The sequence below is a fragment of the Stenotrophomonas sp. TWI1409 genome, from assembly GCF_039673015.1.
Classification (GTDB): domain Bacteria; phylum Pseudomonadota; class Gammaproteobacteria; order Xanthomonadales; family Xanthomonadaceae; genus Stenotrophomonas; species Stenotrophomonas maltophilia_A.
This window is the reverse complement of record NZ_JBDJKU010000002.1, coordinates 83441-101412: the sequence shown is the minus strand read 5'-3', so window position 1 is coordinate 101412 and position 17972 is coordinate 83441. Positions and strand designations below refer to the sequence as shown.

General features: G+C 65.4%; 18 protein-coding genes. 12 read left to right on the top strand and 6 right to left on the bottom strand.

Going from position 1 to position 17972, the window contains the following annotated elements:
* The first annotated feature begins 2 nt into the window (after positions 1 to 2).
* From ABE423_RS01570 to ABE423_RS01560, 3 genes are all read left to right on the top strand, one after another.
* A complete protein-coding gene (locus ABE423_RS01570; protein ID WP_346484699.1) occupies positions 3 to 842 on the top strand; it encodes a type 1 glutamine amidotransferase domain-containing protein in 840 nt (279 codons plus the stop codon).
* Between the two features lie 98 nt (positions 843 to 940).
* A complete protein-coding gene (locus tag ABE423_RS01565; protein WP_346484698.1) occupies positions 941 to 1672 on the top strand; it encodes a hypothetical protein in 732 nt (243 codons plus the stop codon).
* A gap of 85 nt (positions 1673 to 1757) precedes the next feature.
* Positions 1758 to 2237 (top strand): hypothetical protein, encoded by a 480-nt coding sequence (locus ABE423_RS01560; RefSeq protein WP_346484697.1) that lies wholly within the window; start codon positions 1758 to 1760, stop codon positions 2235 to 2237.
* Positions 2238 to 2249: 12 nt separating this feature from the next.
* Here ABE423_RS01560 and ABE423_RS01555 read toward each other — a convergent pair whose 3' ends face one another.
* Complete coding sequence (locus ABE423_RS01555; protein WP_346484696.1) at positions 2250 to 3668, bottom strand: hypothetical protein; 1419 nt, start codon at positions 3666 to 3668, stop codon at positions 2250 to 2252.
* A gap of 152 nt (positions 3669 to 3820) precedes the next feature.
* Between ABE423_RS01555 and ABE423_RS01550 the strand changes: the two genes are divergently transcribed.
* Complete coding sequence (locus tag ABE423_RS01550) at positions 3821 to 4603, top strand: 3-hydroxybutyrate dehydrogenase (RefSeq protein ID WP_346484724.1); 783 nt, start codon at positions 3821 to 3823, stop codon at positions 4601 to 4603.
* Positions 4604 to 4675: 72 nt separating this feature from the next.
* Here ABE423_RS01550 and ABE423_RS01545 read toward each other — a convergent pair whose 3' ends face one another.
* Genes ABE423_RS01545 through ABE423_RS01535 form a run of 3 tightly spaced genes read right to left on the bottom strand, consistent with a single transcriptional unit; the run spans position 4676 to position 5935 of the window.
* Complete coding sequence (locus tag ABE423_RS01545) at positions 4676 to 5134, bottom strand: SRPBCC family protein (RefSeq protein ID WP_346484695.1); 459 nt, start codon at positions 5132 to 5134, stop codon at positions 4676 to 4678.
* A 2-nt stretch (positions 5135 to 5136) separates the two neighbouring features.
* Positions 5137 to 5469, bottom strand: coding sequence for a metalloregulator ArsR/SmtB family transcription factor (locus ABE423_RS01540; RefSeq protein WP_049445795.1), 333 nt, complete (start codon positions 5467 to 5469; stop codon positions 5137 to 5139).
* Positions 5470 to 5479: 10 nt separating this feature from the next.
* Positions 5480 to 5935 (bottom strand): SRPBCC domain-containing protein, encoded by a 456-nt coding sequence (locus ABE423_RS01535; protein ID WP_346484694.1) that lies wholly within the window; start codon positions 5933 to 5935, stop codon positions 5480 to 5482.
* Between the two features lie 163 nt (positions 5936 to 6098).
* Here ABE423_RS01535 and ABE423_RS01530 point away from each other — a divergent pair, with 163 nt between their 5' ends.
* Together ABE423_RS01530 and ABE423_RS01525 are read left to right on the top strand one after the other, a co-directional pair.
* A complete protein-coding gene (locus tag ABE423_RS01530) occupies positions 6099 to 6623 on the top strand; it encodes a GNAT family N-acetyltransferase (protein ID WP_346484693.1) in 525 nt (174 codons plus the stop codon).
* 141 nt (positions 6624 to 6764) lie between these two features.
* Positions 6765 to 8534 (top strand): oleate hydratase, encoded by a 1770-nt coding sequence (locus ABE423_RS01525; RefSeq protein ID WP_346484692.1) that lies wholly within the window; start codon positions 6765 to 6767, stop codon positions 8532 to 8534.
* A 48-nt stretch (positions 8535 to 8582) separates the two neighbouring features.
* Here ABE423_RS01525 and ABE423_RS01520 read toward each other — a convergent pair whose 3' ends face one another.
* Positions 8583 to 9422 (bottom strand): oxidoreductase, encoded by an 840-nt coding sequence (locus ABE423_RS01520; RefSeq protein ID WP_125892951.1) that lies wholly within the window; start codon positions 9420 to 9422, stop codon positions 8583 to 8585.
* A gap of 108 nt (positions 9423 to 9530) precedes the next feature.
* Between ABE423_RS01520 and ABE423_RS01515 the strand changes: the two genes are divergently transcribed.
* On the top strand, positions 9531 to 10475 hold the full coding sequence (locus ABE423_RS01515) for an AraC family transcriptional regulator (protein ID WP_346484691.1): 945 nt from the start codon (positions 9531 to 9533) through the stop codon (positions 10473 to 10475).
* 65 nt (positions 10476 to 10540) lie between these two features.
* Here the strand turns inward: ABE423_RS01515 and ftrA are convergent, their stop codons facing one another.
* The gene (gene ftrA / locus ABE423_RS01510) at positions 10541 to 11542 is read right to left on the bottom strand and encodes a transcriptional regulator FtrA (protein WP_346484690.1); all 1002 of its coding nucleotides are present in this window, start codon (positions 11540 to 11542) and stop codon (positions 10541 to 10543) included.
* Positions 11543 to 11854: 312 nt separating this feature from the next.
* Here ftrA and ABE423_RS01505 point away from each other — a divergent pair, with 312 nt between their 5' ends.
* The 5 genes from ABE423_RS01505 (at position 11855) to ABE423_RS01485 (ending at position 17970) form a co-directional block, all read left to right on the top strand.
* Positions 11855 to 14431, top strand: a complete 2577-nt coding sequence (locus ABE423_RS01505; protein ID WP_346484689.1) for a TonB-dependent receptor — start codon at positions 11855 to 11857, stop codon at positions 14429 to 14431.
* 83 nt (positions 14432 to 14514) lie between these two features.
* Positions 14515 to 15096: an FMN reductase gene (msuE, locus tag ABE423_RS01500; RefSeq protein ID WP_012510829.1), complete on the top strand. Its 582-nt coding sequence runs from the start codon at positions 14515 to 14517 to the stop codon at positions 15094 to 15096.
* 157 nt (positions 15097 to 15253) lie between these two features.
* Positions 15254 to 15616 carry a DUF3088 family protein gene (locus tag ABE423_RS01495; protein WP_012510830.1) on the top strand — a complete coding sequence of 121 codons (363 nt, stop codon included), beginning with the start codon at positions 15254 to 15256 and terminating at the stop codon, positions 15614 to 15616.
* A gap of 14 nt (positions 15617 to 15630) precedes the next feature.
* Positions 15631 to 16608, top strand: coding sequence for an MsnO8 family LLM class oxidoreductase (locus ABE423_RS01490; protein ID WP_346484688.1), 978 nt, complete (start codon positions 15631 to 15633; stop codon positions 16606 to 16608).
* An 18-nt stretch (positions 16609 to 16626) separates the two neighbouring features.
* A complete protein-coding gene (locus tag ABE423_RS01485) occupies positions 16627 to 17970 on the top strand; it encodes an LLM class flavin-dependent oxidoreductase (RefSeq protein ID WP_346484687.1) in 1344 nt (447 codons plus the stop codon).
* Positions 17971 to 17972: the final 2 nt, after the last annotated feature.

Below are 17972 nucleotides of genomic sequence, written 5' to 3'. Positions count from 1 at the left end.
CCATGAACCTGATGACCCGGCTGGCCGCAGCGCTGGCCCTGACCCTGGCCGCCAGCGGCGCGCATGCCGCCAACGTGCTGGTGGTGCTGTCCGACGAAAACCACCTGGACCTGAAGGACGGCAAGGTGCTGTCCACCGGCTTCTATCTCAACGAGTTGATGCAGCCGGTCAAGCTGCTGCTGGACGCGGGCCACGAGGTGACCTTCGCCACGCCGCAGGGGCGGGCGCCGACGGTGGATGCGTCCTCGGTGACGGCGGCGTACTTCGGCAACGATGCCGCGCAGCTGGCGCTGCACAAGGAACTGCTGGAGAAACTGGCGCTGACATCGCCGACCGCCTCGCCGGTGGTCAGCCTTGCGCGCGTCGAGCAGCAGGGCTATGCGCATTTCGATGCGGTCTACATTCCCGGTGGCCACGCGCCGATGCAGGACCTGCTGAAGAGCCCGGCGCTGGGCCGGCTGCTGGCCGACTTCCACCAGCGCAACAAGACCACCGCGCTGGTCTGCCACGGGCCGATCGCGCTGCTGTCCACGCTGCCGGATGCGGCGGGTTTCGTGGCGAAGCTGGACGCGGGTGCGATGCCGGCTACGCCGAAGTGGATCTACAGCGGCTACCAGATGACGGTGATCAGCAACCAGGAGGAAGAGCAGGCCAAGCCGCTGCTGGGTGGCGGTGAGATGAAGTTCTACCCGCAGACGGCGTTGCAGCGGGCGGGTGCGAAGTTCAGCAGCAATGCCACGCCGTGGACCGGGCATGTGGTGGTGGACCGCGAGCTGATTACCGGGCAGAACCCGGCTTCAGCGCTGGAGGTGGGGCAGCGGTTGGTGGAGCGGTTGAAGTAGGGCGGGCTCTGCATCGCATGCGGTGCCGTGGCACCATGGCGGACTGGCCTCGTCCTTCCGGGCGGGGCCGTTTTCCCAGGGAAGCCCTCGAACACGACATGCGAACGTCTCTTTTCATTCTCTCCGCCCTGTGCCTTGGCCTGCTGTCTGGCTGTGCCAGTGGTCCGGAGGAGCATGCTTCAAGCCGCGAGATCACGGGTGCGTTCGTGGCCGACGATGGCCAGCTGTACCTGCTGCCGCGCTTTGAAGAACCGATGCGCTTCAATGCTGCACCGTTCCGCGAGTACCGCGCGCTGATGGACAGCCCGCTACGCGAGGCGGTGGCCTGCGCGCAGATGTACTTCCATGAGGACTGGCGCGACCCGGCCAACAAGGCCAAGGTGCACGGCAGCTATGCGCTGCTGCTGCGGCCGGAGCAGGTGACGGCGGAACAGGCCGCGCAGTTCAAGCTGGAGCGGATTGAGGTGCTCCAGCGCGAGGCGAAGTATGTGGACGAGCGTGCGCGCTACTACCTGCCGCAGGACCGGAGCCGTTATGCGCTGGCTTTTGATCGGGCCTGCAATCTTTCAAAGAAGGGCGGCAGCTATTACAGCGCGCTGTTCGAGGGCGACGGCGAGCGGGTGAAGTTGCCGGACGCTGCTGCGTTGGCGGAGAAGGGGAAGCTGGCGCAGCCGATCAGTGCGCGGGCGCAGCGGATCCTGCCGGAGAGGGAGGACAAGCCGGGTGTCGGAACGGCGGCCGGCAAGGTGCTGGGCGCGGCGTTGATTCCCGTGGCGGTTCCGGTGTTTGTGTTGAGCCTGCCGTTTTTGGGGCCGGATCATTGGAAGTGATGGGGCTTTGAGGGAGAGCCATCCACGCATGGCGTGGATCTACCCGGGCGTCGTCAGTGCCTGAACGTTCATCCTGGAGATCTGTGTGCCCAGCACGCTGGAAACTGTTTTGAAGACCGTAGGCTTTGTTGTCCTTGTGGCACTTCCGTTGGTGATCCTTTGGTTCATCCTTCGGCAAATGCCAGCGAGAGCCCGTTCGGCGTTGGGATCAGGGTTGCGTCTGAATCCTCCGCGCCGGATCTCCGGCACGTCCATGACCTTGGTGATGGTGGATGGGAAAGAGGATCGGGAGCACTACTTCTTTGATACAGAATACTTCTACCTGCGGCGGGGGCCGGTTCCCACGGCAGTTCCGCTTTCGCAGATCACCTCAGTCACTCGAACGTCCGACGTCATCTATGCGCGCTATTTCTGGCAGGTATGCTTCAGCAGAGCATCGGGTAGAAAGTGCGTGATGTTCACCAACAACCTTTCGCTGTTCAACCGCGACTTTCTGCTCTTTCTGGAGGCGGTGCGGAAGGCTAATCCGCTCGCGACCGTTGAGCGAGCGAGTCTGTTCTTCTGAGTGCTGGATGATTCAGATGTGCGGGCGTTGAGGGAGTGAATCCACGCGTGGCGTGGATCTACAGCTTGGCCTGCCGCCAGCCACACAGCTTGCCCGCCAATGCTCCCAGGCTTTGGCATCAATGCCAGCCTTCATCGCGATGCCCTGCAGCTCCGCCCAATTCTTCGGCGAAGGCGAGGCCAGCAGCCCGCGCATGAAGGCCTGCATCTTCGCTTCGCCCACTTGCTTCTCCAACGAGAGCAGCAGCAAGGGCGCATAGACGTAGCGATACATCTCGCCCAGATCCGAGTTGCCGTCGATGGCATCGAACGCCGGCAGCGGCTTCTCCTGCATTTCGATGGCCGATTGCAGTCGCGCAATGTAGCGATCAGCCGCGGCATCGCCACTGATCTCGCGCAGCGCCTTGATCGACAGGAATTCCGCGCTGGATTCCAGCAGCACCCAGAAGTAGGGGCCCTGCGGGCGGTTCAGTGTGCCGAAGTAGTAATGGCCCATTTCGTGCGCGATGTACTGCACGCGTCGCTCGGCGTTCTCGCCCCCGGTCAGCAGTGAATCGGCCACGTTGCCGATGCTGCCGCTCATGGCGATGGTCGGCCAGGTGGCAAAGCCCCATTCGCTGCCCTCACGGTCGCGCTCGATCTGGTTGAGGGTGACCATGCGCAGGAAGGTGGGGCGGTCGGCCAGCGGCACGCCCATATAGCGGCTGTGCACGTCGGCTATCTTCTGCACGGTGCCGGAAAGAGCATCGACCTTGGCCGCGGGCAGCGTCTCGTTGAGGATCGTGACCTGCGCGGTGCGGGTGATCGGGCCGCTGCCGCCGAACAGCAGGATCGGTCGTGCGTTGTCGCTGCGGAAGCGGCCCTGCGCGCCTTCGATGGCCTGGCTGCCGTTGAGATACAGGAACCGGCAGCCGGCGCAATCCACCTGCAGGTCGTAGCGGCTTTCGCTGCTGCGCACGCGGGCCCTGGGATCGAACGCCTGCGGCAGCCATGCGGACTGTTCGGTGAAACGGGCGCTGTCGCCGTTGAAGGCCATCAGGCCCTTGAAGTCGGTCGGGGCATCGTGCCGGGCGTAGACCGGGAAGGTGCCCACATACTGCACGCAGAGCGTGGTGGGTGGCTTGGCCACGGTGTACACGCGTGCTTCGCCATCCACGCCGGGGGCATACCAGCCTTCGAAGTCCATCGGCGCGCCATCGCCATCGGTCACCCGCGCGACATTCAGGCCGGCGTTGAGCACGAAGGTGCCCATCGATTCGGCCCGGCGGTTGGATACGCAGACATCGCCTTCGACACGGCCACTGGCAATGTCCAGGCGCACGCTGCCGGTGGTGAGTGGCGCAGCATCCTGAGCAGGCGGCGCGGCCTGGCTGATGGTAGGGGCGAGCAGGGCGGCAACAACGGCGGGCAGCAGGGCCTTGCACGGGTTCATCGAGCCATCCATGGGTGGATTGGGGTGAATATAGGGGGGATGTGGATCTTTGCCGAGGGGCAGCATCCACGCATGGCGTGGATCTACTGATCCAAGCGTGCGGTGGATCCAGAGGGCTACACTGCCTACCTACGCCCCTTGGAAGCTCACCCATGTTCTCTGGAAAGGTTGCGGTGGTTACCGGCTCCACCAGCGGTATTGGTCTTGGCATCGCTACGGCGCTGGCGCGGCAAGGCGCCGATATCGTGCTGAATGGCTTTGGCGATGCGGCGGAGATCGAACGCATCCGTACCAACCTGGAAACCGAGTTCGGTGTTCGCGCGGCGCATGACGGTGCCGACCTGTCCCGTGGCGAGGCGGTGCGCGGAATGATCGCCCACGCCGTTGCGACGATGGGGCGCATCGACATCCTGGTGAATAACGCAGGCATCCAGCACACCGCGTCGATCGAGGAATTCCCCATAGAGAAGTGGGATGCGATCATCGCGCTGAATTTGTCGGCGGTGTTCCATGCAACGGCGGCAGCCTTGCCCCATATGAAGCAGCAGGGCGCCGGCCGCATCATCAACATCGCATCCGTGCACGGGCTGGTGGGCTCGGTGAACAAGTCGGCCTACGTGGCGGCCAAGCACGGCGTGGTGGGGTTCACCAAGGTGATAGCGCTGGAGAACGCGGGCACCGGCATCACCGCCAATGCGATCTGCCCGGGGTGGGTGCGGACGGCGCTGGTCGAGCAGCAGATCACCGCGTTGGCCGAGCACGAAGGCACGGATCAGGAGACCGCTGCGCGTGCGCTGCTGGCTGAAAAACAGCCGTCGTTGCAGTTCGTGACGCCCGAGCAGCTGGGCGAGGTGGTGGTGTTCCTGGCTTCGGACGCGGCGGCGCAGATCACCGGCACGGCGTTGCCGGTGGATGGGGGTTGGACGGCCCGCTAGCGGACCGGCATCGGCCGCGTTGCCGACGCCGCAGCGGCCAAGGCGCCTGCGGCGTCGTCCCGGCGCAGCCGTTTACTGCGGCTTGGCAAACACATCCAATCCCTTGCCGGTCTCCAACAACGACTTCAGGCTCGACAGCACGATCGGCCAGCCCTGGCGGATGCCGGTATCCATGCCACTGCCGGGTTCTAGTTCCTCGTGGGTGACGGTCAGCCGCACCATGTCCTGGTAGGGCACGATGTCGAAGGTGACGCGGCTGTAGGCATCCGGGTTCTCTGCCTGCGAGGCGGCGGCCCAGGTGATGACCAGCCGCGAGGGTGGGGTGCTTTCCACCACTTCGCCCACCAGTTCGACCGAGCGTGTTTCGTTGGCACGTACATGCTGCCAGCGCGAGCCGGGTTTCCAGTCCGAGACGTTTTCGTGGCCCCAGTAGCGGCTGGCGATCTCGGGGCGGGTGATGGCCTCGAACACCTTCTGCGGGGTGGAAGCGATGTAGATCACGTGGATGAAGCGGGTGGACGCTGCGGACATCGTCATTCTCCTTCCAGTTCTCGTTTCAGGTCATGCAGCAGGCTCAGGCGCTGCTGCTCGAACTTGCGTACCCAGCGCTCGTAGACTTCATGCAGGGGCACCGGGTTGATGAAGTGCAGCTTCTCGCGGCCACGGCGCACGGTGCTGATCAGGTTGGCGTCTTCCAGCAGGCCCAGGTGCTGGGTGACCGATTGCCGGGCCATGTCCAGGTGGTCGCACAGTTGGCCCAGGGTCTGGCCGTTGTGCTCGCAGAGCAGGTCCAGCAGCGTCCGGCGCGTGGGATCGGCCAGTGCCTTGAAGACCTTGTCTGCGTCGCGCACGTTGTCTACCGCCATGGGGATGTCTTCAGTTCCAGTTGTCGATCCTGACGTCGTGTGGATTGGGCTGGCCCTTGCCGGTTTCCAGCAGGGCCTTCAGGCTCATCAGGAACACCGCCCACTTGGTGCTGCAGTGGGAGGTGAACTCGACGCGCTCTTTCCAGCCCTCGTGGGTGAACAGGACGATGCAATAGTCGCCCTCCTGCTTCAGCACGAAGCGCGCGTGGGTGCCGATCCATTCGGCGGGACCGGCGAGGAACCGCCAAAGCACGAGCTCGCCTGGAACAAGCTGCTCAAGTTTCATTTCCATGGCACCGATTTCCCGGCCGTTGTTCGTGAAGCGCACCTTGACCGTCCCGCCGGCCACGCGGTCGCCATGGGTGTCTTCAGCCCACCAGGCGGCGACGCCTTCGGGGGTGGCCAGAGCCTGGTACACCTGGCTTGCAGGGGCCTTGATGCCGACCCTGTGTGCGATATCGACCATTGCAGGTTCCTCGCTTGGGCGGACAGGTGCCGTCCTTGGGTGGACTATAGGCAGGTAAATGCCTGCATGTCAAATCCGGCTCACGGACTTCCAGCCCTGGTAGTGCCGGCCGCTGGCCGGCATCCTCGTCGCAATTGATTGAAGCGTTGAAAGGAATGCGCACATGACTGAAGCAGGAAAGGAAATCTTGAACATCCGCCGCGCCAACGTAGACGATGCCCCTGCGGTGCTGATGCTCTTCGACGAAGTTATCGAATGGTTCGTGTCGATCGGCAACCTGCAGCAATGGGGTAGTGAGCCGTGGTCCACGATGCCGCGCCGGATCACCCAGGTGACCGATGCGTGCGCGCTGCCGGGTGCATGGGTTGCGCAGAACGAGCTGGGTGAGGTGCGCGCGTTCCTGGCGCTGGGCGAGTCGATGCCCTATGTGCCTGCGCCCACCGGCCCGGAACTGTATGTGCGGGTACTGGTGGCATCGCGTGACGTGCGCGTGCGTGGCATCGGCCGCCGCCTGATGGCCTTTGCGGATGAGCAGGCGCGCGCTGCCGGGCTCGACCATCTGCGCGTGGACTGCTACGGCGGTGGCAACGGTGATCTGGTGCGCTTCTATGAGTCCTGCGGGTATACGCGCATCGCGCCGTTCAATGTGGACGGCTGGCCGGGGATGTTGCTGCGGCGACAGCTCTGACGCGGCTGCGTCATTCCGTCGCAGCACGCATGCAGGAAACGGTACATCGGTTCGGCGCTAGAGTAGGGGCATGACCTGCATCGGATGGCTGTGTCATTCCGCTGCGGGTTCCTGATGACCCCCTCCAGGAAGGAGCAACGCATGTACTACAGCAGTGGCAACTACGAAGCCTTTGCGCGCCCGCGCAAGCCCGCGGGTGTCGATGACAAGCGCGCATGGTTCGTCGGTTCGGGCCTGGCCTCGCTGGCCGGCGCCGCGTTCCTGGTGCGCGACGGCCGCATGGCCGGTGAGCGCATCACCATTCTCGAGCAGCAGCAGATTGCCGGCGGCGCGCTGGATGGCCTGAAGGTGCCGGAGAAGGGCTTCGTGATCCGCGGCGGCCGCGAGATGGAAGACCATTTCGAGTGCCTGTGGGACCTGTTCCGCTCGATTCCGTCGCTGGAGATTGAAGATGCCAGTGTGCTGGACGAGTTCTACTGGTTGAACAAGGATGATCCGAACTATTCGCTGCAGCGGGCCACGATAAATCGCGGCGAAGATGCACACACCGACGGCCTGTTCACCCTGACCGAGCAGGCGCAGAAGGACATCATCGCGCTGTTCCTGGCCACCCGGCAGGAGATGGAGAACAAGCGCATCAACGAAGTGCTGGGCCGTGATTTCCTGGACAGCAATTTCTGGCTGTACTGGCGCACCATGTTCGCATTCGAGGAGTGGCATTCGGCGCTGGAGATGAAGCTGTACCTGCATCGCTTCATCCATCACATTGGCGGCCTGCCGGACTTTTCGGCACTGAAGTTCACCAAGTACAACCAGTACGAATCGCTGGTGCTGCCGCTGGTGAAGTGGCTGCAGGACCATGGCGTGGTGTTCCAGTACGGCACCGAGGTGACCGACGTCGACTTCGATCTGCAGCCGGGCCGCAAGCAGGCCACGCGCATCCACTGGATGCGTGATGGTGTAGCCGGTGGCGTGGGTCTGGGCGCGGACGATCTTCTGTTCATGACCATCGGCTCGCTGACTGAGAACTCGGACAATGGCGACCACCACACTGCGGCACGCCTGAATGAAGGCGCGGCGCCGGCCTGGGACCTGTGGCGGCGCATTGCCGCGAAGGATGCAGCGTTCGGGCGCCCGGACGTGTTCGGCGCGCACATTCCGGAAACCAAGTGGGAATCGGCGACGGTGACCACGCTGGATGCGCGCATTCCGGCCTACATCCAGAAGATCGCCAAGCGCGATCCCTTCAGCGGCAAGGTGGTGACCGGCGGCATCGTCAGCGTGCGCGACTCGCGCTGGCTGATGAGCTGGACCGTGAACCGCCAGCCGCATTTCAAGAACCAGCCCAAGGACCAGATCGTGGTCTGGGTGTATTCGCTGTTCGTGGATACACCCGGAGACTACGTGAAGAAGCCGATGCAGGACTGCACCGGCGAAGAGATCACCCGCGAGTGGCTGTACCACCTGGGCGTGCCGGTGGAGGAGATCGACGAATTGGCCGCGACGGGCGCGAAGACGGTGCCGGTGATGATGCCGTACATCACCGCGTTCTTCATGCCGCGCCAGGCCGGTGACCGCCCGGACGTGGTGCCGGACGGTGCGGTGAACTTCGCCTTCATCGGCCAGTTTGCCGAATCGAAGCAGCGCGACTGCATCTTCACCACCGAGTATTCGGTGCGCACACCGATGGAAGCGGTGTACACGCTGTTAGGTATCGAACGCGGTGTGCCCGAGGTGTTCAATTCCACCTATGACGTGCGCTCGTTGCTGGCGGCGACCGGTCGCCTGCGCGATGGCAGGGAACTGGATATTCCCGGCCCGGCGTTCCTGCGCAACCTGCTGATGAACAAGCTGGACAAGACCCAGATCGGTGGCCTCCTGCGCGAGTTCAAGCTGGTGCAGGAAGACTGAGCGGGTGGAATGGTGGCAGCCGATGAAACCATCGGCTGCCTACGGGCCTCAAGCGACGCCGTCGGTCGTGCGGGTCAGGTGTTCCCAGGCGTCGATGCTGTCGCCCAGCGATGCGAGCTTCGCCCGCACCAGCTGCAGTGCGTCGCTGCCCAGCAGCAGGTGGCTGGGCGGCGCGTCGCTGTCGATGACCTGCAGCATGGCCTGCGCAGCCTTCAGCGGATCACCGAGCTGGTGGCCACTCTTTGCCTCACGCGCGCTGCGGATGGGGTCGAACAGCGCGTCGTAGTCTTCAATGCTGCGCGGTGCCCGCGCCATCGAACGGCCTGCCCAGTCGGTGCGGAAGGAGCCCGGCGCGACGGCGGTGACGTGGATGCCGAACGGCGCAACCTCCTTGCCAAGCACTTCGCTGATGCCTTCGAGTGCGAACTTGCTGCCGCAGTACCAGGCGATGCCGGGCATCGTGATGAAGCCGCCCATGGAGGTGATGTTGAGGATGTGGCCACGGCGGCGCGCGCGCATGTGCGGCAGCACGGCCTTGATCAGCGCGGCCGGGCCGAACACGTTCACCTCGAACTGGTGCCGCAGCTCGGCCAGCGTCGATTCTTCGAGGATGCCTTCGTGTCCGTAGCCGGCGTTGTTGACGAGCACGTCGATGTTGCCGACGTTGGTTTCGATTTCGGTGACGAGCGCATTGATGGCGTCGGCATCGGTGACGTCCAGCAGGCGGCCGAATGCGCGGCCGGGCGCCAGCGTTTCAAACGATTGGCGGGTGGTTTCGTTGCGCACGGTGCCGACCACGCGATGCCCGGCCAGCAGGGCCTGCTGCGCAAGGGCGCGGCCGAAGCCGCTGCTGACACCGGTGATGAGGAGAAGGCGGGATGGGGACATGGGGAGGCGCTCATGGTGGACAGGGCTTGCACGTTAGTTCTTGAACGGTGCCCGCCCCAGGCCTAGGATTCGACCATTCTTGCCTATTCCTCTGGAGTGCGCGTGCCGGTGGTCGATTCCCTGCAACGACAGGTGCAGGCACGCATGGTCGGCCTGCTGAAGGCGTTGGCGGTGGAGGAGGGCTATACGCTCACGCCGCTGCCGGGGGTGCGGCTGCTGCGCTCCGACCGGCCTCTGGCACGCACGCCGGTGTTGTATGACCCCGGCATCGTGATCGTCTGCCAGGGCGTGAAGCGCGGTTACCTGGGCGGTCAGGTCTACCAGTACGACGCACAGCACTACCTGGCGGTATCGGTGCCGGTGCCGTTCACGATGGAAACCGATGCTTCTGCAGAGGCGCCGCTGCTGGCGATCTACCTGCATCTGGATCTGCAGTTGGCCGCGGATCTGTTGATTGAACTGGGCGAACAGGCGGGCACATCGGAGGCACCGGCACAGAGCATGATGTCCAGCCCGATGCAGGCGCCGATGCAGGCCACGGTGCTACGCCTGCTGGAGGCGCTGGCCGACCCGCTCGAAGCGGTCGTGCTGGGCCCGGCGCTGGTGCGTGAGGTGTACTTCCGCGTGCTGACCGGTGCGCAGGGCGGCGCGATGCGCGAGGCGCTGGCCATGCGCGGCCGCTTCGGCAGCATCGGCAGGGTGCTGCGTACGATCCACGCCTTGTATGCCACTGCGTTGGACGTGGGCCAGCTGGCGGCCGAAGCGGGCATGAGCGTGGCGACGTTCCACGACCACTTCCGCGCGATTACCGGCACGTCGCCGATGCAGTACGTGAAGTCGACCCGCCTGCACCAGGCGCGGCTGCTGATGCTGCGGCAGGGGATGACTGCCGAAGCGGCATCGCTGGCGGTGGGGTATGCCAGCCCGTCCCAGTTCAACCGCGAGTTCAAGCGCCTGTTCGCGCTGCCGCCGGCAGCCGAGGTGGCGCGGATGCGGCGGAGTTTTGCCCTTCCGCCGGGGCCTGCAGATGCGGTGTACGTGTCTTCGCATTGAGCGGCCGCCGGGGTTTCCCAGGCTTTCTCGACACGCCGGCCAGCGGCCGGCCCTACCCACGGGGTTCAGCAGCCGACCAGCCGGTCCGCACCAATACCGCTGCGATGCTGGCTGCGGTATTCGGTCGGGCTGGCCTCGACCTGCCCGCGGAAATGCCGACGGAATGATTCCTGCGAACCAAAACCGGCCTGCTCGGCAATCCACTGCAAGGGCCGGTCAGTGGTTTCCAGCAGTTCGCGGGCGAAGGCCACGCGCTCGCGGATCAGCCAGTCGATGGGCGACAGGCCGGTGGCTTCCAGGAACTGCCGCTGCAGCGTGCGTTGGCTGAGTGCGGCCTGCTCGGCGAGGCTGCCAAGCGAGTGCGGCTCGCGCAGGTTACGGCGCATCCACTCCATCAGCTTCGCCAACCGCGTGGGCTCGCCGTTGGGGATGGCCCGGCTGACGCGCTGGCTGCGCCCGGCATCACGCCAAGGTGCCAGCACCAGTCGCTCGGCCACCAGATTAGCCACGCGCGCACCGTAATCCTTGCGCACCATGTGCAGCATCATGTCCATGCCGGTGGCCGAGCCGGCCGAGGTGATGATGCTGCCGGTGTCCACGTAGAGCACATCCTCGCGCACGTCGATGCGTGGGAAGTCGCGTGCCAGCGCTTCGGTGAGGCGCCAGTGAGTGGTGGCCTCGCGGCCATCGAGCAGCCCGGCCCAGGCCAGCACGAACGCACCGGAGCAGATCGACGCGATGCGTGCGCCGCGTGCATGGGCGCGGCGCAGTGCATCGAGCAGGGCCTGCGGCGGACGTTCGCTGGGTTCGCGCCAACCGGGGATGACGATGATGTCGGCGTCATCGACGCTGCTGAGATCGTAGGGCAGCTGCACCTGGGTGCTGCCGAGCATGCGCAGTGCGCCGGGCTCGCCGGCGCACAGCTGGGTGCGGTACCAGGCCACGCCCAGTTCAGGCCGTATCGGTGCGAACAGGCCGACCGCACAGCCGAACTCGAACAGCCCCTGGCCGTGGCAGGCGACGATGGCGACGAGCGGGGCGGCGGGATCGGCGGGTGGGCTGGGCATGGCTTGATGCTACGGGTGGCGGTGCGTGGCGCAGAGCGGTGCGCGGGCATGAGGTGATGCCGGCGGAGCATGTAGAGCCGAGCCATGCTCGGCTGTTCTTTGTGGCTCAATTGAATGGGCTTCGTCTGGCATTGAGCCGAGCATGGCTCGGCTCTACAGAGAGCAGTGCGCCGGTGCAGGCCGCCTAACGTCATTACCAGCAGTCATGTGGATGGCCGGATATGACGGTTGGGTGACGCGATCCCGCCTGTCGCGGTGGGTGAACAGGCCCTTGAATGGAAGCGTGTTTCCGGCCCACCCCCACGAGCCCCCATGCCTGCCGCCTACGCCCCAGTCCTGAGCACTCTAGCTGTCCTGATCGCCGCCGTCCTCGCTGCTTCGCCCAGCCATGCGGCGGAAGCCGATGCGGACCCTGCCACCACTGCAGCCACTGCCAACGTGGCAGCCTCCACGCTGGATGCGGTGGTGGTCACCGGTTCACGCACCAGCACGCGTACGGTGAAGAACAGCTCCACGCCCATCGACGTGATCTCCGCCGAGGACCTTGCTGCTACCGGGCAGGGCAACCTGCTGGAAGCGCTGCAGCGCAGCCTGCCGTCACTGAGCCAGATCGGCGGCTACCAGAGCGACCAGGAAAGCCTGATCCGCGGCTATCAGCTGCGCAATCTGTCGCCGGGTTACACCCTGGTGCTGGTCAACGGCAAGCGCCGCAATGCCAGTGCCTATGTGAGCGGTGCCAATGGGGGCGGCTTCCCCGGACATGCGTGGGCGGACCTGGCGTTGATTCCGGTCTCGGCCATCGACCATGTGGAAGTGCTGCGTGATGGTGCCTCCGCCATCTACGGCTCGGACGCGATCACCGGCGTGGTCAACGTGATCCTGAAGTCGCAGGCGCACGGTGGTGATGTGTCGGTGGAGAGCGGGCAGAGCACCGATGGTGATGGTTCGCGAACCAGCGTGCGCGCCAACGTCGGCCTGCCGTGGGGCCAGGATGGCTTCGTCAACCTGTCTGGCGAGACCACCCGCCAGCATCATGCGATCCGTACCCGTCGCTACATCGATGGCTACCTGAGCTATCCGGCAGTGGATGGCAGCGGCAATCTGGTGGCGCTGCGGCCGAACAATCGATTGCCAGCAGGTGCTGCGCCGAACCCGGCCGAGGCCAACCGCGATGCCGAGGCCAACACCATCCTCAGCTCGCCGTCCTATGCGTTGAAGGCTTTTGCAGTGAACGCGGGCCATGGACTGGGTGAGAGCGCGCAGTTTTATGCCAATGCTACGGCCAGTGACCGCACCGCACAGGCGATCCAGAATTTCCGTCTGCCGGCGACCATCTTCACCACTTACAGGGCTCCCGGCGTTCTGAGCGTGTTTCCGGATGGCTTCCTGCCGGTGCTGGAAACCAAGGAGAAGCAGTACACCGGTACGGCCGGGGTGAAAGGCCAGATCGCGGGTTGGGACTATGACGCCAGCCTGACCGGCAACCGCAGCGCCGTGCGCACCTATACGCGTAACTCGGTGAACTACTCGCTGCCGTATCCCGGTTCACCCACTGATTTCTATGACGGCAAGCTGGACTACCAGCAGGGCATCGCAAACCTGGACCTGCGCCGTGGCTTCGAGGTGGCGGCATTTGCTTCGCCGCTGGAGGTGAGCGCGGGCGCCGAGTATCAGCACGAGCAGTACGAGCGCGGCGCAGGGCAATGGGAGTCGTATACCGGCTTCGGCGCTGCAGCCTTCGTCGGCTATTCCACTGCGGACGCGGTGAAAGCCACCCGTAACAGCAAGGCGGTGTACGTGGGTGCGGCCACCAACATCACCTCGCGCTGGTACCTGGATGCGGCCGCGCGCTGGGAGGACCATTCCGACTTCGGCAGTGTCTCTACCGGCCGCCTGACCACGCGATTCGACTTCACCGACGCGCTGGGTGTGCGCGCCACGGTCAGCAACGGATTCCATGCGCCCAGTCTGGGCGCGCAGTACTACCAGGCCACCGGCAGCTGCCCGTGCGGCACCACGCTGGTGGCGCAGGTGTCTTCGCCGGCGGCGATCGCGCTGGGTGCAACGCCGCTGAAGCCGGAGAAGGCCACCAACTACAGCCTGGGCGTGACCTGGGACCCGAGCCCGGCGTTCCATCTGGCGGTGGATGCCTATCAGATCGACATCCGCGGCCAGCTCGGTCAGTCCAGCCAGATCGGCTACAACGCGCAGGATCCGGCGCGCGTCACCGACAACAGCGGCACGGTGCTGAGTGCGGCGCAGAAGAACACCATCGATGCACTGCTGGGTTCGGCCGGCATCAGCATCCTGCCGGGTGATGCGTTCTACGCCAGCTACTTCACCAACGTGGGTAATACCCGTACACGGGGTGTGGAGCTGACCCTGGAGGCGAACCAGGAAACCGCGTGGGGCAAGCTGCGCTGGAGCTACGCGGCCAACGTCGGCCGCACCACCATCCAGAAGGTCAGCGACATTCCGGCGGCGCTGCAGGGCCTGCCGAACATCAACCTGCTGACCAGATCCAGCGAGTATGCGCTGCGCTTCCGCACGCCCAGCTATACGCAGGTGGCGGGGCTGGGCTGGCAGAACGGGCGCTGGCGCTCGAATCTGGACTTCACCTACTACGGCCCCATCAAGCGCCTGAACAACGGCGTGGAGTACAAGCAGCCGCCGGTGCTGGTGACCAATCTTTCCGGTGGCGTGGAGCTGGGCGCGGGCTGGAGTGCGGCGCTGGGCATCAACAACGTGTTCGACAAGCGCACCCGCAAGGTGCCGGAGTACGCGCGTAGTGCCACCGATGTGGCGAGTATCGAGACCACGTGGGACAGCGGCGATGTGCTGAGCAATGTGGGTGCGTACTGGTACGGGCGGGTCAGTTACCGGTTCTGAGGTGGGAAGCAGTCGAGCATGGCTCGACTCTACAAAAGGCGAAGGGCAGTCGAGCATGGCTCGACTCTACATGGGAGCAGTTCATGTCTTCTGCATTGAAGTTGGTTGCATTGGTGGGGTCGCCGACCAGCTCGGCGACGTCGCGCACGTTGCTGCTGGCGCGGCATCTGCTGGACTCGCTGCAGCAGCGGGTGCACGCCAGCGTTGAACTGGTGGAGCTGGCGCCGATCGCGCGTTCGCTGGGCCAGTCGCTGTCGCGTGGCGAGGCGGAGCTGACGGTGGAACGGGCACTGCAGACCATCGAAGCGGCGGAGCTGCTGGTGGTGGCCGCGCCGGTGTATCGCGGCTCGTATCCCGGGTTGTTCAAGCACCTGGTCGACTTCATCGAGCTGGAAGCGCTGGTGGATACGCCGGTATTGCTGGCGGCAACCGGAGGCAGCGAGCGCCATGCGCTGGTGATCGACCACCAGTTGCGACCGTTGTTCAGTTTCCTGCAGGCGCACACGCTGCCGATCGGGGTGTATGCCACACCGGCCGACTTCGAGGGCGAGCACATCAGCAGTGCGGCCTTGCAGGCACGCATCGAACTGGCGACCGAACGTGCAGCGGGGCATCTGGCCACGCAGGCACTGGCGGTAGCGGCGCCGCTGCGACGTATTGCCTGACGCCATAACCGGCGGCGCTTTGCTTATGGCTAGGCCGCATCTGCGTGGCCGGATCTGACCGCCGATTGTCGCCAGCCGTCGCTGCTGCGGCTGCTGGCATCTCTAGCATCGATATCGAAGCGGCATCGCATTGCCGGCCCCGATGAGGACGACCCCTGTGACTTTCGACGCAGCAAGCAAACCCATCCTGTTCCTGCTCGACCGTGAGTTCGAGGACGGCCAGATTCCCGGCCAGCGCTTTTTCTGCCGGCACAGCCTGTTGCTGGAGGGCGCGCTATCGAGCATCGATGGCCTGGACGCGCAGCTGGACGTGCGTCGCATCGGCTTCGCGCGGCCGCGCCGCGAGGTGATTGCCGAGATCGGCGAGCAGGACCAGTCGCTGCCGAAGCTGGTGCTGCCGCAGGGCGTGCGCAGCGAGCTTGCCAGTGGCGCGCACCAGGACCGCCAGTACATCTCCGGTGCCGAGCCGATCCTGGCCGCGCTGAACGGGTTGCTCGGCATTCCCGTGGCCCACCCCTGAGCGAGGACGTGACCATGAGCTATCAGATCAGCGTGCTGGACAAGAGCCCGGTGGCCGAAGGTGCCTCGCCGGAGCAGGCGCTGCGCAACAGCCTGCAGCTGGCGCAGCGCGCCGAGCAGCTGGGCTACCACCGCTACTGGTTTGCCGAGCACCACGCTACGCCGACGCTGGCCAGCCCTGCACCGGAAGTGCTGGCTGCGTGGGTGCTGGCGCAGACCCGGCGCATCCGCATCGGCAGTGGCGGGGTGATGCTGCGCCACTACGCGCCGTACAAGGTGGCGGAGAACTTCAACCTGCTGTCGGCGCTGGCGCCGGGGCGTGTCGATCTGGGCGTGGGCAAGGCCCCCGGTGGCCTGCCGGCCTCGACCGCGGCGCTGGCAGCCGGGCGTCCGGCGTTCGCCGACTTCGACCAGCAACTGCGTGACCTGGAAGGCTATCTGTCCGGGGCCGACACCGAGGCACAGGCTCGGCCGGTTCCGCAGCAGGCACCGGAGCGCTTCCTGCTCGGGGCCAGCCCGCAGAGCGCGCAGCAGGCGGCCGAACTGGGCTGGCGCTTTGTCTATGCCGCGCACTTCGATGGTGACCCGAAGCACATTGAAGCTGCGTTCGACGCCTACCGCAGCGTCTCCTTGCAGCCACCGTTGCTGGCCACGGTGGCCTTCGCCGCGCCGACGGCCGAAGCCGCAGCCCGCCATATCGGTGCACTGCGCGTCTACAAGCTGCACCTTGGTCCCGGGCAGACGGTGAATCTGCCCAGCCCCGAGGCGGCTGCCGAGTACGCGCGCCAGGTGGGCGTGGTCGACTTCCGCATCGAAGAAACGCGCCCCAGCGTGCTGTCCGGTGATGCGCAGCACGTGCGTGACGAACTGGATGCGCTGCACCGGCGCTTCGGCGTGGGCGAGTTCATCCTCGATGCGCCGGTGGCCGACCTTGATGCACGCCTGACATCCCTTGAACTGCTGTCGCCGGCGCCGCGCGCGGCGGTGGCCTGACCAGCAGGAGCGATTCCCATGAGCACGACCCCGCGCCACATTCCGTTCGGCATCATGCTGCAGGGTCCTGGCAGCCACATGCATGCCTGGAAGCATCCCTCCAATCCGGCCGATGCCAGCGTCAACCTGCAGTTCTACATCGACATCGCGCGTACCGCCGAGGACAACGGCATCGCCTTCGGCTTCGTAGCCGACGGCCTGTACATCAACGAGAAGTCGATCCCGCACTTCCTCAATCGCTTCGAGCCGATCTCGCTGCTGTCGGCGCTGGCCACGGCGACGAAGAAGATCGGCCTGGCGGGCACGCTGTCGACCTCCTACAGCGACCCGTTTACCGTGGCCCGGCAGTTCGCTTCGCTGGACCTGCTCAGCGGCGGGCGTGCCGGTTGGAACGTGGTGACCTCGCCACTGGAGGGCTCGGGCCGCAACTACGGTCGGCCGCATCCGGAGCACGCGTTGCGCTACCAGATCGCCGACGAGTACCTGGACGTAGTGCAAGGGCTGTGGGATTCCTGGGATGACGATGCCTTCGTGCGTGAGCGCGACAGCGGCACGTTCTTCGCGCCGGAAAAGTTCCGCCGCCTCGACCACAAGGGCCGCTTCTTCCAGGTGGAAGGGCCGCTCAACATCCAGCGTTCGCCACAGGGCCAGCCAGTGATCTTCCAGGCGGGTTCGTCCGACGATGGCATCGCGCTGGCCGGCAAGTATGCCGATGCGGTGTTTACCCATTCGCCGTCGCTGGAAGAAACCCGCGCGTTCACCCAGAAGGTGAAGAACTCGGCGATCGCCCACGGCCGCAGCGGCAATGACGTGAAGATCTTCCCGGGCATCGGCCCCATCGTCGGTCGCACCGCGGAGGAGGCTGAAGCCAAGTACCAGGCGATCGCCGCACTGGCCACGCTGGAGGATGCGCTGGCGTACCTGGGGCGCTTCTTCGACCATCACGATTTCAGCCAGTACGATCCGGACGCGCCGTTCCCGGAGCTGGGTGACATCGGCAGCAATTCGTTCCGTTCCACCACCGACCGCATCAAGCAGGATGCGCGTGAGAAGGGCCTGAGCCTGCGCCAGGTGGCGCTGGAAGCGGTGAGCCCACGGCCAAATTTCATCGGTACGCCGGAGCATGTGGCCGACGAGCTGATCCGTTGGTTTGATGCTGGTGCCAGCGACGGCTTCATCCTCGGTTTCGCGGCACAGCGCGAAGGCCTGGACGATTTCGTGACCCAGGTGCTGCCGATCCTGCAGGCGCGCGGCTACCACCAGCGTGAGCTGGAAGGGCAGACGCTGCGAGCGCATCTGGGCCTGCCGTACAAGGCCAGCCGCCATTCGACCGACGCCGAACCGGCGCGGAAGGTGGGGTAAGG

What these genes read in the sequence shown, in the direction of transcription:
- ABE423_RS01570 (WP_346484699.1), top strand. Translation starts at nt 3, where the DNA reads ATGAACCTGATGACCCGGCTGGCCGCAGCGCTGGCCCTGACCCTGGCC.
- ABE423_RS01565 (WP_346484698.1), top strand. Translation starts at nt 941, where the DNA reads ATGCGAACGTCTCTTTTCATTCTCTCCGCCCTGTGCCTTGGCCTGCTG.
- ABE423_RS01555 (WP_346484696.1), bottom strand. Translation starts at nt 3,668, where the DNA reads ATGAACCCGTGCAAGGCCCTGCTGCCCGCCGTTGTTGCCGCCCTGCTC.
- ABE423_RS01550 (WP_346484724.1), top strand. Translation starts at nt 3,821, where the DNA reads ATGTTCTCTGGAAAGGTTGCGGTGGTTACCGGCTCCACCAGCGGTATT.
- ABE423_RS01545 (WP_346484695.1), bottom strand. Translation starts at nt 5,134, where the DNA reads ATGTCCGCAGCGTCCACCCGCTTCATCCACGTGATCTACATCGCTTCC.
- ABE423_RS01540 (WP_049445795.1), bottom strand. Translation starts at nt 5,469, where the DNA reads ATGGCGGTAGACAACGTGCGCGACGCAGACAAGGTCTTCAAGGCACTG.
- ABE423_RS01535 (WP_346484694.1), bottom strand. Translation starts at nt 5,935, where the DNA reads ATGGTCGATATCGCACACAGGGTCGGCATCAAGGCCCCTGCAAGCCAG.
- ABE423_RS01530 (WP_346484693.1), top strand. Translation starts at nt 6,099, where the DNA reads ATGACTGAAGCAGGAAAGGAAATCTTGAACATCCGCCGCGCCAACGTA.
- ABE423_RS01525 (WP_346484692.1), top strand. Translation starts at nt 6,765, where the DNA reads ATGTACTACAGCAGTGGCAACTACGAAGCCTTTGCGCGCCCGCGCAAG.
- ABE423_RS01520 (WP_125892951.1), bottom strand. Translation starts at nt 9,422, where the DNA reads ATGTCCCCATCCCGCCTTCTCCTCATCACCGGTGTCAGCAGCGGCTTC.
- ftrA (WP_346484690.1), bottom strand. Translation starts at nt 11,542, where the DNA reads ATGCCCAGCCCACCCGCCGATCCCGCCGCCCCGCTCGTCGCCATCGTC.
- ABE423_RS01505 (WP_346484689.1), top strand. Translation starts at nt 11,855, where the DNA reads ATGCCTGCCGCCTACGCCCCAGTCCTGAGCACTCTAGCTGTCCTGATC.
- msuE (WP_012510829.1), top strand. Translation starts at nt 14,515, where the DNA reads ATGTCTTCTGCATTGAAGTTGGTTGCATTGGTGGGGTCGCCGACCAGC.
- ABE423_RS01490 (WP_346484688.1), top strand. Translation starts at nt 15,631, where the DNA reads ATGAGCTATCAGATCAGCGTGCTGGACAAGAGCCCGGTGGCCGAAGGT.
- ABE423_RS01485 (WP_346484687.1), top strand. Translation starts at nt 16,627, where the DNA reads ATGAGCACGACCCCGCGCCACATTCCGTTCGGCATCATGCTGCAGGGT.